This window comes from Kumtagia ephedrae (assembly GCF_003012745.1).
Classification (GTDB): Bacteria; Pseudomonadota; Alphaproteobacteria; order Rhizobiales; family Rhizobiaceae; genus Kumtagia; species Kumtagia ephedrae.
The window spans coordinates 85,995-100,538 of record NZ_PXYK01000005.1 but is presented as its reverse complement, the minus strand read 5'-3'; the positions used below and the strand labels follow the sequence as shown (position 1 = coordinate 100,538).

Below are 14,544 nucleotides of genomic sequence, written 5' to 3'. Positions count from 1 at the left end.
GAAGGCAGATGAAGAACAGGACCGCCGACGAGAAGGAATTCTTCTACACCGACAAGACCTCCGGCAAGCAGGTCAGCTTCGAGCCTGTGCCCAACCGGTATGTCTACAGCTTTACCGAGAAGGACACCGCATCCATCCTGAAGGAGAAGGCGCATAGCCCGCGGGTCGACGCATCCCGCGGCTACCGCGTGGTCGAGGTTGCCGATCCCAAGGATACGTTGGAAGTCGCCACGGCGGCGGGCGGCGCGGCGCCTCTCAACACGCTTCCCGCGCTGAAGGACGGCGACGGCAACGAACGGCTCGTCGTGCCCGACGAATTCGCGGTGCAGTTCGCGCCCGGCGTCGCGCCGGCCAAGGCGGAAGCCGTGCTGGCCAAGATGGACCTTGCGATCAACCAGCGGTTTCGGACGCCCGGCTTCTATATGGTCGCGGTGCCGGAGGGTTATGCCCTGTTCCAGACCATGCGCATGGTGTCCGGTCGCGACGACGTGGAGTTTGTCGAACCCAGCGAGTTCTCGACCGACGACCGTCTCCAGAGCGGCGGCGGCGCCGATCTGGTCGAACTGCAATATCTTTGGGGTCTGCACAACACAGGCCAGACGGTCGATGGCGTCGCCGGGACAAAGGAGATCGACGTCAAGGCGTTGGCCGCCTGGAAGATCACCAGGGGAAGCCCGGACGTCGTCATCTGCGTCCTCGACACCGGCTGCGACATGACCCATGCCGACATCGCGCCCAGCCTGCTCGCCCGGCCCGCCGGGGAAAGCTGGAATTTCGTCTATCCGGCGGCAGGCGATACAACCGATCCCGACGGGCACGGCACGCATGTCTGCGGCACCGCGGCGGCGGCGGAAAACGGCGGCGGCATGATCGGTCTCGCCCCCGGCTGCCGGCTGATGCCGCTGCAGGTGGAGCTGATGGGCAGCACCGCCGACTACCAGCGGCGCGCCGACGCCATCAATTTCGTCGCGCAGGCGGCGCGGACCAATCCGGGCAAGCGCTACGTGCTCAATATGAGCTGGAAAACCGCCGGCGACGTGACCAGCATCCGGAAGGCGATCGCCGACGCCATCAAGGCCGGCGTGGTGGTTGTCGCTGCCGCGGGCAACGACGACAGCGACATGGACAAGAACAGCCACTATCCGGCGAGCTATCCCGGTCTCATCGCCGTCGCCGCGCTCGATTCCAGTGGCCGGCGGGCCAGCTTTTCCAACTACGGCTCGCGCGTCGACATCGCGGCGCCGGGCGTCGGCATCTATTCGACCGTGCCCGGCCAATCCTATGCCTATCTGCAGGGGACCTCGATGGCGGCCCCGCATGTGACGGCTGCCGCCGCGCTGATCTGCTCGGCCCGCCCCAAGACGACGGTGGCGGAAGTGGTCCGGCTGTTGCGCGACAATGCGACCCCGGTCGAAAAGCTCAACCCGGTCTATGCAGGCAAGCTTGGTGGTGGCCTGCTCAACATCGCAGCAGCGCTCTCCAAGGCGGAGACGGCGGCCTATGCGGCAAAGCCGACGGGCAATACGCTTCCGGCGGGCCACAGCGAAGCGGCGAGTAGCGGCAGGGCAGCGAAGAACCGCAAATCGTCGAAACCGCTGCAAGCGCCTCCACGGCTGTCCGGCAGCGACGTGGTGATCGCCGATCCGGTCGACCGCGACGGCAACGGCTCGCAGGTGCTCGGCGGCGACCGGCTCACCTTCGACGGCTATAAGCTGACCTGGCACGGCGCCAAGAGCAAGAGCTACACATGCTTCTCCGGGCCGGCCGACGAGAGTGCCAGGGAGTCGGAGAAGGATCTCGGACCGACGCCGCAGGGCAAATACGCCATCGATCCCGCCAACATCGAAAAGCTCGCGTCATCGGATGCCTGGGGCTCCTTCCGCGTGCGCATCGAACCGTACCAGGCGACGGTGGACCGGATGAAGACCTGCTTCAAGGTCATCCGCAGCGGCATGTATGTGCATGGCGGCAGCGCTACCGGTTCGGCCGGCTGCATCGAGATCAACGACGATGCGGAAGAAACGGACTTCTTCGAGCGCCTGGCGAAATACGGACAGAAGCTGGAGCTCGAGGTCCGCTACGCCGGGGCGCGGGAGACGAAATACGAGGACAAGTCCTGCCCGTATTGAAGGCGGGTTCGGAGCCGTCCCGTTCAGTCACAAAAAAGGGGGAGCACCATGAAAGACCTGGTTTGGTACTGGCTGGTCATTCTCGCCATATACCTCTTCTTCATTGCCATGCTCGGATACAAGACGAGCTCCAGGCGGTGGTGGGGCATTCTCATCGACAGCCGCAACAAGGCCAGCCTGTCGCAATTCCAGCTGGTTCTGTGGACGACGCTGATCGTGCCGCTGTTCGCCGCCGTCGGTATCAAGAACGGCACCATGAACATCGTGCTGACGAACGAGATCCTTGCCCTGCTCGGCATCAGCCTGGCTTCAGCCGGCGGAGCCCTGATTATCAAGAGCAACAAGGCCGCAACCGAGCCGGATCCGGCGAAGTCCAAGGAGACTCTGACGGGGATACCCCGCCGCGGACTGCTGCAGGTCAATCCGGTTGCCGCCCAGGACAAGGCGGCCGGACAGGCCGGCACGCCGCAAGGGCCGAAATTCTCCGACATCTTCCTCGGCGAGGAGGTTGTCGACTACACCTATGTCGACATCTCCAAGGTACAGATGTTCGTCTTCACCCTGGCGGCGGCGGTCGGCTATGGCTTCGTCCTGTGGGCTTGGAACTTCGCGCCACAGCCGCCGCCGGCCGGGGCCGCGCCGGGAACGGAGGCGCTCATTTCCTTTCCGCTGCTGTCGACGTCGCTGGTTACCCTCATCGGCATCAGCCATGCCGGCTATCTCGCGATGAAGGCGCCCAACAAGACGCCGGCGAAATAGCTGCGCAATGACGTCATCGGCAGCCGAGCGTTCCGCTGCCGGGCCACGGCCTCACGCCGCGAAGGCGCCGGCGTTCCAGCGTTCGTTGATGCGCTCCTGCACGGCCAGCAGATGCGCGCGCATGGCCGCCTCCGCCGCCTCCGGATCGCGCCGGGCGATCGCCTCGGCGATCAGCCGGTGCTCGGTGTCGCGCTTGGCGATGCGCTTCGGGCAGGTCGGCGCCGAGACCTGGACGATGCTGACGCGGGCGTCGACGCCGACCTGGCGCAGCATCCGGTAGAACTCCACCGCGAGGTGGTTGCGCGCCGCGCCGGCGACGGCGAGGTGGAACGACAGGTCGACCTCGCCGGACGATGCGTCGGCGGGCGTCGTCGCCGTCTCGGTGATGCGGGCGATCTCCAGCGGCGAGGCGCGCAGCGACGCCAGCCGGGCGAGCCCCGGCTCCATCACCAGCCGCATCTCCAGCACTTCCAGCGGGTTGGTCAGCCGCACCAGCTCCTCGCTGTAGCGCGGCGACGCCGTCGGCGCGCGGCGCACGCGCGTCTGCTGCAGGTCGCCGGAGCGGCGCAGGATGTCCAGTGCCTTGCGCAGCTGGTGGCGCTTGACGTTGAGGATCTCGGCGAGGTCCCGCTCGGAAGGCAGCTTCTCGCCGTCCTTGCGGTACTCCCGGACGGCGTCGACGATCTCCTCGACACTGCCGAGCGCCGTGCGTGTGGCCAACATGGTCAATCGAAAACCCTCGGTTGATTTGCGCCGGATTGCCGACCCGAAACTCTACCCGGCCGAACCATACAACCATCGCCTGCGATCGTGAATGATCAACCAGTTCAACCAAAATACAAGATTCCCTGCCGGTTGACAACTTCGGTTGGGCAGTGGTTGAGTGTCGTGGTTGGCCTGCTTCGCGCCGTCATGTCGGTTGCCGCGACGGCTTTTCAAGGATGGGGCGGTATGAGCGAAGCCTACGACTACGTCATCGTCGGCGCCGGCTCGGCGGGCTGCGTGCTGGCCGCCCGGCTGAGCGAGGATCCCGGCGTCAGCGTGCTGCTGCTCGAGGCCGGCGACTGGGACCGCGACCCGATGATCCACGTTCCGCTCGGCTGGGGCAAGATCCTGACCGAGCGCCGCCACGACTGGATGTATTTCTGCGAGCCGGAGGCCAATGTCGGCGGCCGCAAGGTCGAATGCGCGCGCGGAAAGGTGATCGGCGGCTCCTCCTCGACCAACGCCATGGCCTATGTGCGCGGCAACCGCGGCGACTACGACCGCTGGGCGGCCGGCGGGCTCGCCGACTGGTCGTTCGACAAGGTGCTGCCCTATTTCCGCAAGCAGGAAAGCTGGGAGAGGGGCGGCGGCGCGTTGCGGGGCGGCGACGGGCCGCTGACGACGCAGTTCTGCAAATACAGGGACGAGCTCATCGAGGCCTTCGCCGGGGCCAGCCGCGAGGCGGGCTATCCGCAGACGGAGGATTACAACGGCGAGGTCCAGGAGGGCTTTGGCCGGCTGCAGATGACGATCCGGCAGGGCCGCCGCTGCTCGGCCGCCACGGCCTATCTGCGGCCGGCGCTCAGCCGCAAGAACCTCACCGTGCTGACCGGGGCGATGGCGTCGAAAGTCCTGCTTGGCGAGGGGCGCGCGACCGGCGTCCGCTACAGCCGGGGCGGTACGACGCACGAGGTTCTGGCGCGGCGCGAGGTGCTGCTCGCGGGCGGGGTGATCAACTCGCCGCAGCTGCTGATGCTGTCGGGCATCGGCGACGGCGGTGAGCTTGCGGCGCACGGGATCGAGCAGAAAATCGACGCGCCGGAGGTCGGCAAGAACCTGCAGGACCACGTCTCGGTCATCCTGATGTACCGCCGCCGCGTGCCCGGGCCGTTCTTCCGCATGATGCGGGCCGACAGGATCGGGCTGGATTTTGCCAGGACCTATCTCACCGGAAAGGGTTTTGCCGCCGACGTGCCGGGCGGCGTCGTGGCGTTCCTCAGGAGCGGGCCCGACCGGCCGCTGCCGGACGTGCAGCTGCTGTTCACCGCCGCGCCGCTGGCCGCCTGGCCGTATTTCCCGCCGTTCAAAAAACCCTTCGCCGACGGCTTCGCCACACGCATCGTCGCCGTCCAGCCGGAAAGCCGCGGGCATGTGGCGCTCGCGTCCGCCGATCCGGAGGCCGCGCCGCTCATCCACCAGAACTTCCTGTCGTCGCCGCGCGATTGGGAATCGCTGCGCGCCGGTTTCCGCATCGCCAGGAACCTCGCCGCGCAGCCGGCCATGCAGCCCTTCGTGGCTGCGGAATTCTTCCCGGGCAACGCGTGCGAGAGCGATGAGGAGATCGACGAGCACATCCGCCGCACCTCCATCACCGTGCATCACCCGGCCGGCACCTGCCGGATGGGAGCGGACGCCGGCTCGGTGGTCGATCCGCAGCTGCGGCTACGCGGCGTCGCGGGCCTGCGCGTGGTCGACGCCTCGGTCATGCCGGACCTCCCCGGCGGCAACATCAATGCCGCGGTGATCATGATCGCCGAGAAGGCGTCCGACCTGATCCGCCAGGGCGCGGGACGCGGCTGACGGGGCGCGACGGCCGGCGTCTCAACCAAATACCACTGGTTTCATGGGCTTGGTCGGGCCGGAAAGCCGGGCGCGCTCCATGTCGCTTTTTGCAACAAACAAAAATCCATTGATAATCAGATGCATAGCAATTGTGCATGGAGGATCGGCGCGGGCCGATCACAATTTTCCGATTGCCAACCGAAAGGCCGATTCAGCGCTTGACGGTTGCAACCATGGTGTTACGGTTGAGTTGGTTGAACGATAAAAATGGGAGACCTCGACATGAGCGCCATGCCTCCGGCTAGCCAGATCGTCAGCAACAAGCAGGCGGCGCTGAAGTCGCTCTACGACGACCTCTATTCCAGGAACATGTTCCCGTTCTGGGCGCAGTCCGACAACATCGACCACGACGAGATCAAGCAGCTGATGGGGTCGGCGAAGGCCGTCCCGTTCGTGTGGGCCTACAAGGACATAGAGCCGCTGCTGCAGCGCGCCGCCGAGCTCGTCACCATGGACGACAGCGAGCGCCGCTCGCTCATCCTGGTCAATCCGGGGCTGGCGCCGAAGCGCGCCTCTGTCAGCACCATGTACACGGCCTACCGTCTGAACGATCCCGACGAGATCATGCCGCCGCACAAGCATTCGCCGAGCGCCATCCGCTTCGGCCTGACCGGGCAGGGCAACTTCACCGGCGTCGAGGGCGAGGACGTGGTGTTCGGCCCCGGCGACATGGTGCTTACCCCGAACGACGCCTGGCACAACCACGGTACCGTCGGCGGCGAGCAGGCGGTCAACCTGTCGGTGCTCGACCTGCCGCTGGTCGAGACGCTGCATGCCGTGCATTTCGACCACAAATACACCGAGATCGAGAACGGCAAGGAAGTCGCCAAGAAAGTCCAGACGGCGCGCTATCCCGGCGACTATTCGCAGCGCATCTACGGCGAGGGCGGGCTGATGCCGCGCTTCGTCGACCACAAGCGCGGCGGCGGGCTGTCGTCTCCCATGTATGTCTATCGCTGGGAGAAGATGCAGGAGGTGCTCGACCGCCACAAGGACTGGGACGGCGACCCGCATGAGGGCATCGTCGTCGACTATGTCGACCCGACCACCGGCGGCCCGGTGTTCCGCACCATCAATTTCTACGTGCAGATGCTGCGCCCGGGCGAGAAGACCCTGCCGCAGCGCGAGACGGCCAGCCTGCTGCTGGCGCCGTTCCGCGGCAGCGGCCATTCGATCATCGACGGCAAGCGCTACGACTGGAACCAGTTCGACACGCTCGCCGTGCCCGGCGGCTGCTGGGTCGAGCACGTCAACGGCTCCTCGACCGAGCCGGTGATCTTCTTCGGCGCCACCGACGCGCCCACCCAAAAGGCGCTGCTTCTCTACAAGCGCTGGGGCCGCAACGCCGCCGGCGACCTGCTGCGCTTCGCCTGACCGCCAAAAACCTGCGCGCGCCGCCCGCCCGGCGCGCAGGCTTTTCGTTCGAGTCCGGGCAGCAGGGGTGTCGTTTTGGTTTCCGCAGTCAACACCAAGCATATCGGCCATATCGACTGCCCCGGCGGCGGGCAGGTCTGGGTGGACGGCAACATCCTCTATATCGGCCACATGCGTCCGCCTAGCGGCACGACGCTGGTCGACATTTCCGATCCGCGCAATCCGCGGAAGATCACGACGATCGACGTCCCACCGGGCTGGCACTCGCACAAGGTGCGCGCCAAGGACGGGCTGATGATCATCAACCACGAGCGCTTCGGCAGCGAAGGCCCCGCCGATTTCGGCGGCGGCCTCGCCATCTACGACACGTCGCGGCCGGAAGAGCCGAGGCTGATCTCGAAATGGCTGACCGGCGGCAAGGGCGTGCACCGCTACGACTATGACGGCCGCTACGCCTACATCTCGCCGACGGCGGACGGCTATGTCGGCAATATCGTCATGATCCTCGACCTCGTCGATCCAGCGAACCCGGTCGAAGTGGGGCGCTGGTGGATCCCCGGCCAGTGGACCGGCGGCGGCGAGGAATATCCCTGGCACGACTACGTCACGCCGCGCTGCCACCATCCGCTGCGCATGGGCGACCGGCTCTATGTCAGCTACTGGCACCACGGCCTGTTCATCCTCGACATCTCGGACATGAGCCGGCCGAAGCTGGTCGGTCATCTGAATTCCAGCCCGGCCTTCCCGCACCCGACGCACACCTGCCTGCCGATCCCGCAGCCGCTGAAGGGCCGCAACATCATGGTGGTGGCCGACGAGGACGTGGCCAAGCTGCGCCCGCACGCGCCGGCCTTCACCTGGATCTACGACATCACCGACGAAACCAACCCGCTGCCGATCTCGACCTTCCAGGTTCCGGGCATCGACCCGGACGGCGCGCCGCAGCCGCCGATGACCGGCTGCCACCAGCCGTCGGAGCGCTTCAGCGGTACGATCATCCCGTTCGCCTGGTTCGCGCAGGGGCTGCGCCTGGTCGACATCGCCGACCCGTTCGCGCCGAAGGAGGTGGGCCACTTCCTTCCCGACGCGCCGGCCGGCGCCGAGCGCGCCTCGTCCAACGACGTCACCATCGACGAGCGCGGCATCCTCTATCTGATCGACCGCATCCGCGGCGTCGACATCATCGAAACCAGCGTGTTCTGAGGGAGGGCCGCGTGTCGGACAGCGCCAGGAAATCGGCAACGCATTACGCGATCGGCAACAAGAACCCGAACCTGCCCTTCCACCCAGCGGTGCGCGCTGGCGACTACATCTTCGTCTCCGGCCAGGTGCCGAAGGACGAGAACAACGACATGATCGACGGCACCATCGAGGAAGAGACGGTGGCGACGCTGAAGACCATCGAGCGTATCATCGCGCATGAGGGCGCGACGCTCTCCGATGTCGTGCGCATCACCACCTACCTCCAGGATGTGCGCGACTTCGGCCGCTACAACAAGGCCTTCACCGCGGCGATCGGCGATGCGGTGCTCGCCCGCACCACCGTCGAGGCGCGCGCCGTCATCAACACCAAGATCGAGATGGACGCGATCGTCTACAAGCCGCTGCCGGCGGCGAAATCCTGATCGAACCGCAACGCATTCGAGGAGACGCAAGGCATGTACAAGCTTCTGGGGCGCCAGACCTCCGGCAACGTCCAAAAGGTCATCTTCATGCTGGAAGAGCTGGGTGCCGGCTACGACCGGCAGGACTACGGCCGCCAGTTCGAGAACACGCAGACGGCCGAATACAAGGCGCTCAACCCGACCTCCAAGGTGCCGACGCTGGTCGACGGCGACACGGTGATCTGGGAATCCAACACCATCCTGCGCTACCTGGCGAACACCGAGGGCGCGCATCTGACGGGCGCGACCGCGGCGGAAAAGACCGAGGTCGAGCGCTGGATGGATTTCCTGCTCGCCGCCGTGAACCCGGGCTATCTCGCCGCCTTCAAGGGCGCGAAGCTCACCCCGGAGGAGCAGACCGCCGACTACAAGGAGCAGGTCAAGGACCTCGTCGCCCAACTCAAGATCGTCGACGGGCACCTTGCCGGCAAGGATTTCCTGGCGCTCGGCAAGCTCACCATCGCCGACATCGCCTGCGCCCCGATCCTGAAGCGTTGCATCGACTTCAAGATCGAGCGGCCCGCTTTGCCGAATCTTGAGCGCTGGGTAGCGGCGATCGCCGGGCGGCCGGCCTTCAAGGTCGCCACCGGCGCCGCGCCGGCAGCGCCCAAGGCGGCCTGACGATGATTCGGCGCGTCGCTCTGATCGGCCTGGGGACGATGGGACCGGGCATCGCCGCGCGGCTGTCGCGCGGCGGGCTGTCGGTCTGCGCCTATGACGTCTCCGAGGCGGCGGTCGAGCGCGCCAGGGGAATGCTGCCGGTCGCGGGCGACGTGCTCGACCGGCTGGGCATCGCTGTCCCTTCCTCGGGCGAGGGCGGCGTGCGTTTCGCCGCCTCGATCGCCGAGGCGGTGAAGGGCGCCGATCTGGTGATCGAGAACGTGCCGGAAAACATCGACGTCAAGGCCGAGACCTACCGCGCCATCGATCCGCTGGTGGGGCCGGAGGTGATCGTGGCCTCCGACACGTCGGGAATCCCGATCACGAAGTTGCAGGCGCATATCTCCCACCCCGAGCGCATGGTCGGCATGCACTGGTCCAACCCGCCGCACATCATCCCGATGATCGAGGTGATCGGCGGCGAACGGACCGCGCCGGAGACGGTCGCCGCCATACGCGACCTGATCCGCTCGATCGGCCTGCTGCCGGTGGTGGTGAAGAAGGACGTGCCGGGCTTCGTCGAGAACCGCGTGCTCTATGCGCTACTGCGCGAGGCGGTCGATCTCGTCGAGCGCGGCGTCATCGACGCCGAGGACCTCGACACCTGCGTCTCCTGGGGCATCGGATACAAGATCGCCGCCATCGGGCCGATGGCGCTGCTCGATATGGCCGGCCTCGACATCTACAAGTCCGTCTCCTCCTTCCTCAACGCGGATCTCTCCAACCGCGCCGACATCTCGCCGCTGGTGCTGGAGAAGGCGGCGGCGGGCAAGCTCGGCATCAAGTCGGGCGAGGGAATGTTCAGCTACACGCCCGAAAGGATAGCCGCGCTGCAGAAGGAGCGCGCCGGCAAGCTCGTCGCCATCCGCCGAATTCTAGAAGGCCGGGAGTGAGCGATGCGACCGGCTGTGAGGGAGGCACGTCGGACTGATCATCGGGAGGCTTGGCAGGTTGCACGCGCCGCCGGCGGTGCCCTGCACACCGTCCTCGGCATCGCGCTGCTGTTCGTCGTCGCCGTCAATGTCTTCAACGCGACCGGCCGCTACCTCTTCGGCATGTCGATGACCGGAGCCGACGAGCTCATGGTCTATACCGTCGTGTGGATGGTGATGGCCGGCGCGGTGCTGGCGCTGGCCAGGCGCGAGCACATCAGCGTCAACCTGCTGCCGTCCTATGCCACCGGCCGCTGGCGGCACCTGCTCAACGCCATCCACGACGCAGCCGCGCTGTTCGCCTGCGCCTACGCGACCTATGCGTCCTACCTGTTCCTTGTCAGGATCGCGAGGCTCGGCACGACAAGCATGGGCCTGGGCATCCCTATGACCGTGCCGCATGCGGCGCTGGTCGCGGGTTTTGCCGGGCTCGCTATCGTCGCTGGGGTCCTGCTCGTCCGCGACCTCGATGCGCTCGCCCGCAACGGACCTGAAGGGGAGCGTGCATCATGATCGCCTCCCTCGCGGCTCTGCCCATCGTCCTGCTGGCGCTCGGCACGCCGGTCTTCCTGGTGTTCCTCGCCGCCGTCGCGGTGACCTTCCTGTTCGTGCTGCCGACGCCGCCGCTGGCGCTGCACCAGGTGATGTTCGGCGGGCTCGACAATTATGCGCTGCTCGCCATCCCGTTCTTCATCTTCGCCGGCGAGCTGATGGGCACCAGCGGCATCGCCGCGCGGCTGATCACCTGGGTGCTGACGCTGGTCGGCCGGCTGCCGGGCAGTCTCGGCGTCTCGACGGTCGGCGCCTCGGCCGTCATAGGCGCCATCTCCGGCTCCAGCGTTGCGGCGGTGGCCGCGCTCGGCAAGACGCTCTATCCGAAGCTCGAAAGCGCCGGCTACGGCAAGGAGCGCTCGGCCGGGCTGCTCGCCTCCAGCGGCGCCATCGACATCGTCATCCCGCCCTCGATCGCCATGATCCTGTACGGGCTGGCGGCCGAGCAGTCGATCCCGCGGCTGTTCATCGCGGGCATCCTGCCCGGCCTGCTGATCGCCGCGCTGATGTCGATCTTCATCGTCATCGTGGCGATCGTGCTGAAGATCCCGGTGGTCGGCCGCTTCGATCCGGCGGTCGCCTGGCGGGCGACCAATGACGCCTTCGCGGCGCTGCTGATGCCCGTCTTCGTGCTCGGCGGCATCTATAATGGCTGGTTCTCGCCGACCGAGGCCGGCGGCTTCGCCTGCCTGTACGCCATCCTGGTGGCGCGCTTCGTCTACCGGACGATGGGCTGGGCCGACATCGTGCGCGCCGCCGGCAATTCGGCGCTGCTGTCGGCGCAGATCCTGGTGATCGTGGCGACCGCCGGCGTCGTCACCTGGGTGCTCACCACGCAGGGCGTGCCGCAGGCGATCGTCGCCTGGATCGAGGCGCTGGAGATGTCGACCTTCAGCTTCCTGCTCGCCGTCAACCTGGTGCTGCTGGTCATAGGCTGCTTCCTCGACCCGACCTCGGCGATCCTGGTGTTCGCGCCGCTGCTGGCGCCGATCGCCATTTCGCTCGGCATCGACCCGATCCATTTCGGCATCGTCATGACGGTCAATCTGGCGATCGGCATGTTCACGCCGCCCTTCGGGCTCAACATCTTCGTGGCGCAGTCGGTCACCGGCCTGCCCGCCCATTCGCTCTATCGCGGCGTGCTGCCCTTCGTGGCGGTGCAAATCGCCGCGCTCGTCATCATCACCTATGTGCCGGCGATCTCGCTGGCGCTCGGGCGATCGCTGTGAACAAGAACAAGGGGAACCCGATGCTGCGCACACTCCTGAAAGCCGCCGCCCTCGGCACCGCGATCGGCCTGGCCTGCATGGCATCGCTGCCGGCGGCGGCGCAGAGCACGATGAAGCTCGCCTCCGCCACCATCAACGACGTCCAGCACGAATGGCAGAAGGTTTTCGCCGAGGAGCTGAAGAGCCGGGTCGGCGATGCGGTGAAGACCGAGATCTATCCGGCGAGCCAGCTCGGCTCGATCCCGCGCATGGCGGAAGGCGTGCTGCTCGGCACGATCGAGGCCTTCACCACGCCGACCTCCTTCATGACCAACGTCGATCCGCGCTTCCAGGCCTTCGACGTGCCGGGCCTGTTCAAGACGCCGCAGGACGTCGACAACGCCGTCCACGACCCCGAGTACCGCGCGCATCTGGAGGAGATGTTCCTGGACAAGGGGCTGCGTGTCGTCGGCGCGATCTACAACAGCCCGACGGTGGTCTTCACCATGAAGCCGGTGACGACGCTGGACGGGCTGAAGGGCCTGAAGATCCGCACCTTCGCCTCGCCGATGCAGATCAAGCCGATGGAGCTGGTGGGGGCGACGCCGCTGCCGCTGGCGCTGACCGAGGTCATCCCTCAGCTCGAATCCGGCGGGCTAGACGGCATGCTGGTCGGCATGCCGATCCTCACCGCGTTCAAGTATTACGACGTCGGCAAGAACATCACCGACCTGCGCTTCGCCGAGATCGTCTCCGTCACCGTCGTCAACGAGGACTGGTTCCAGGCGCAGAGCGAGGAGGTCCGGAAGGCGATCGTCGAGGCCGGCCGGGCCGCCGAGACGTCGGTCTTCCAATGGGGCGTCGACAACGTCCAGAGGACCTACAAGGTCTGGGCCGACAATGGCGGCGTGGTCAACGAGCTGTCGGCCGAGGACCAGGCCAGGATGGAGAGCGAGTTCCAGGGGCTGGCCGCGACGCTGGTCGAGGCCGATCCGAGCGTGAAGGCCGAGTACGAGCGGCTGAAGGCGCTCGTCGACGCGAAGGCGGCACAGTGAGCGCCGCCCGACCTCAGTCGCAGACGATGCGCTCGCTGCCGGCGCGGCAGGCGACGTGCGGCTCGGCGGCGGCCGTGTCCAGCACGATCTGCGCCCGCGTCATATATGCGCGCCCGACCTCGCCGCACCACAGCCGCTCGACCGGCAGGTTCTCGCGCTTGTCGTTGAGGGCCGCGAGCGTTCCGGTGGCCGGATCGCGCCACAGCTCGATCTCGGCCGACGCGCCGGGCGCCACCGTGGCGAGCTCCAGCGAATACCAGTGGGCGACCTCGGCGTGGCAGGCGATCGCCTCCCGGTCGGCATTGGTCACCGTCAGCGGCAGCCGCGTCAGGCCCTCCGTGCCGGTCCTGACCGCGATCGGCCGCAGTTCGACGGCGGAGGCGGACGAGGCGAGGGCGACGGAAACTGCGAGGGCGAGGCGGAACATGGATTTCCTGAACTTGGAGTAGAAAGTCGGACAACTCTAAATCGCTTCGGCGCAAAAACAATAACAAAGTGGGATCATCAAACAATAGGAGGACTACAAATGAAATCGTTGAAGGCAAGTGTAAGTGCAATACTGTTGAGCGGCCTGCTGATGGGCGGGGCGTTCGCCGGCGAGGTGAAATCCATCGCCATCCTCACGCCCGAGGAGGGCACCGACTACGGCTGGAACCAGCAGGGCGTGGCGGCGGCGAAGGCTGCGGCGGAAGCCGCCGGCATCGAGGTCATCGTCGCGCAGGGCCTCGGCTACGGCGACGTGCGCCCGACGCTGCGCGAACTGGCCGAGGAGGGCGCCAGCCTGCTGATCGCCCATGCCAGCGGCTACAATACCTCGGCGCCGGAGATCGCCAACGAGCTCAAGGTGCCGGTGGCGATCGTCGATACGCCGGATGCGCTGAAGAAGGGCCTCGTCGCCGACTACACGCTGAGCGGCCACGAGGGCGCCTACCTCGCCGGCCGGCTCGCCGCCAAGATGAGCCGTTCCAAGACGGTCGGCATCGTCGTCTCCGGCGAGCCGCCGTCCTGGAACTCGCAGTCGGCGGCGTTCGCCCAGGGCGTCAAGGCCGAGAACCCGGAGGTGAAGGTCACCTATGCGGTGATCGGCCCGGCCGCCTACAGCGACGCGGCCGGCGGCAAGCGCGTCACCGAAAGCGTGATCGCGGCCGGCGCCGACATCATCTTCGGCCAGGGCAACGGCTCCAGCTTCGGCATGCTGCAGGCGGTCGAGACCACCAAGGCGGCCGACGGCGGCAAGGTCCATTTCATCGACGTGATCGGCGACAAGACGGCGATCGACAAGGGTTTCCTGCTCACCTCGGTGATCTGGGACATCACGCCGGTCTATGCCGCGATGATCGCCGACCTGAAGGCCGATACATTCGGCACCAAGCGCTATGCGATCGGCCTGAAGGACGACTCTGTCAAGCTGCTGAAGACGGGAGAAATCCCGGACGACGTGTGGTCGCAGGTCCAGGCGCTGCGCGAGGATGTCCTCTCCGGCAAGATCAAGGTCGAGCCGGTCTTCGAGGCCAGTGCCGTGCGCGCCTTGATGACCAACGTCACCGAGTGACCGCAAGAACTGCCGGAGGGGCGTCTCGCGCGCCCCTCCGGCACCGGTTGCG

At 66.7% G+C, this 14,544-nt stretch carries 14 protein-coding genes; 12 read left to right on the top strand and 2 right to left on the bottom strand.

Going from position 1 to position 14,544, the window contains the following annotated elements:
* Positions 1-8: 8 nt before the first annotated feature.
* Both C7I84_RS06615 and C7I84_RS06610 read left to right on the top strand, forming a co-directional pair.
* Entirely contained in the window at positions 9-2,129 is a 2,121-nt protein-coding gene (locus tag C7I84_RS06615) for a S8 family serine peptidase (RefSeq protein WP_106771368.1), read from the top strand.
* 48 nt (positions 2,130-2,177) lie between these two features.
* Positions 2,178-2,888 carry a hypothetical protein gene (locus C7I84_RS06610; protein ID WP_106771367.1) on the top strand — a complete coding sequence of 237 codons (711 nt, stop codon included), beginning with the start codon at positions 2,178-2,180 and terminating at the stop codon, positions 2,886-2,888.
* Positions 2,889-2,939: 51 nt separating this feature from the next.
* On the opposite strand, the gene C7I84_RS06605 is transcribed toward C7I84_RS06610, so the two are convergent.
* Positions 2,940-3,611: a FadR/GntR family transcriptional regulator gene (locus C7I84_RS06605; protein ID WP_106771530.1), complete on the bottom strand. Its 672-nt coding sequence runs from the start codon at positions 3,609-3,611 to the stop codon at positions 2,940-2,942.
* A 228-nt stretch (positions 3,612-3,839) separates the two neighbouring features.
* Between C7I84_RS06605 and C7I84_RS06600 the strand changes: the two genes are divergently transcribed.
* From C7I84_RS06600 to C7I84_RS06560, 9 genes are all read left to right on the top strand, one after another.
* Positions 3,840-5,453, top strand: coding sequence for a GMC family oxidoreductase (locus tag C7I84_RS06600; protein WP_106771366.1), 1,614 nt, complete (start codon positions 3,840-3,842; stop codon positions 5,451-5,453).
* Between the two features lie 264 nt (positions 5,454-5,717).
* Positions 5,718-6,869, top strand: a complete 1,152-nt coding sequence (locus C7I84_RS06595; protein WP_106771365.1) for a cupin domain-containing protein — start codon at positions 5,718-5,720, stop codon at positions 6,867-6,869.
* Positions 6,870-6,944: 75 nt separating this feature from the next.
* Positions 6,945-8,072: an LVIVD repeat-containing protein gene (locus tag C7I84_RS06590; RefSeq protein ID WP_106771364.1), complete on the top strand. Its 1,128-nt coding sequence runs from the start codon at positions 6,945-6,947 to the stop codon at positions 8,070-8,072.
* A gap of 11 nt (positions 8,073-8,083) precedes the next feature.
* A complete protein-coding gene (locus C7I84_RS06585; RefSeq protein ID WP_106771363.1) occupies positions 8,084-8,494 on the top strand; it encodes a RidA family protein in 411 nt (136 codons plus the stop codon).
* A gap of 33 nt (positions 8,495-8,527) precedes the next feature.
* The gene (locus C7I84_RS06580; RefSeq protein WP_106771362.1) at positions 8,528-9,154 is read left to right on the top strand and encodes a glutathione S-transferase family protein; all 627 of its coding nucleotides are present in this window, start codon (positions 8,528-8,530) and stop codon (positions 9,152-9,154) included.
* A gap of 2 nt (positions 9,155-9,156) precedes the next feature.
* Positions 9,157-10,086: a 5-formyl-3-hydroxy-2-methylpyridine 4-carboxylate 5-dehydrogenase gene (gene fhmpcd1, locus C7I84_RS06575; protein WP_106771361.1), complete on the top strand. Its 930-nt coding sequence runs from the start codon at positions 9,157-9,159 to the stop codon at positions 10,084-10,086.
* A gap of 3 nt (positions 10,087-10,089) precedes the next feature.
* Positions 10,090-10,638 carry a TRAP transporter small permease gene (locus C7I84_RS06570; protein WP_106771360.1) on the top strand — a complete coding sequence of 183 codons (549 nt, stop codon included), beginning with the start codon at positions 10,090-10,092 and terminating at the stop codon, positions 10,636-10,638.
* A complete protein-coding gene (locus tag C7I84_RS06565; protein WP_106771359.1) occupies positions 10,635-11,906 on the top strand; it encodes a TRAP transporter large permease in 1,272 nt (423 codons plus the stop codon). Before C7I84_RS06570 ends, C7I84_RS06565 begins: the two co-directional genes overlap by 4 nt.
* A gap of 20 nt (positions 11,907-11,926) precedes the next feature.
* The gene (locus C7I84_RS06560; RefSeq protein ID WP_106771529.1) at positions 11,927-12,940 is read left to right on the top strand and encodes a TRAP transporter substrate-binding protein; all 1,014 of its coding nucleotides are present in this window, start codon (positions 11,927-11,929) and stop codon (positions 12,938-12,940) included.
* Positions 12,941-12,953: 13 nt separating this feature from the next.
* Here the strand turns inward: C7I84_RS06560 and C7I84_RS06555 are convergent, their stop codons facing one another.
* Complete coding sequence (locus C7I84_RS06555) at positions 12,954-13,367, bottom strand: hypothetical protein (RefSeq protein WP_106771358.1); 414 nt, start codon at positions 13,365-13,367, stop codon at positions 12,954-12,956.
* Positions 13,368-13,466: 99 nt separating this feature from the next.
* On the opposite strand from C7I84_RS06555, the gene C7I84_RS06550 reads away from it, so the two are divergent.
* On the top strand, positions 13,467-14,492 hold the full coding sequence (locus C7I84_RS06550) for a putative B6 ABC transporter substrate-binding protein (protein WP_106771357.1): 1,026 nt from the start codon (positions 13,467-13,469) through the stop codon (positions 14,490-14,492).
* The last annotated feature ends 52 nt before the right edge of the window (positions 14,493-14,544 follow it).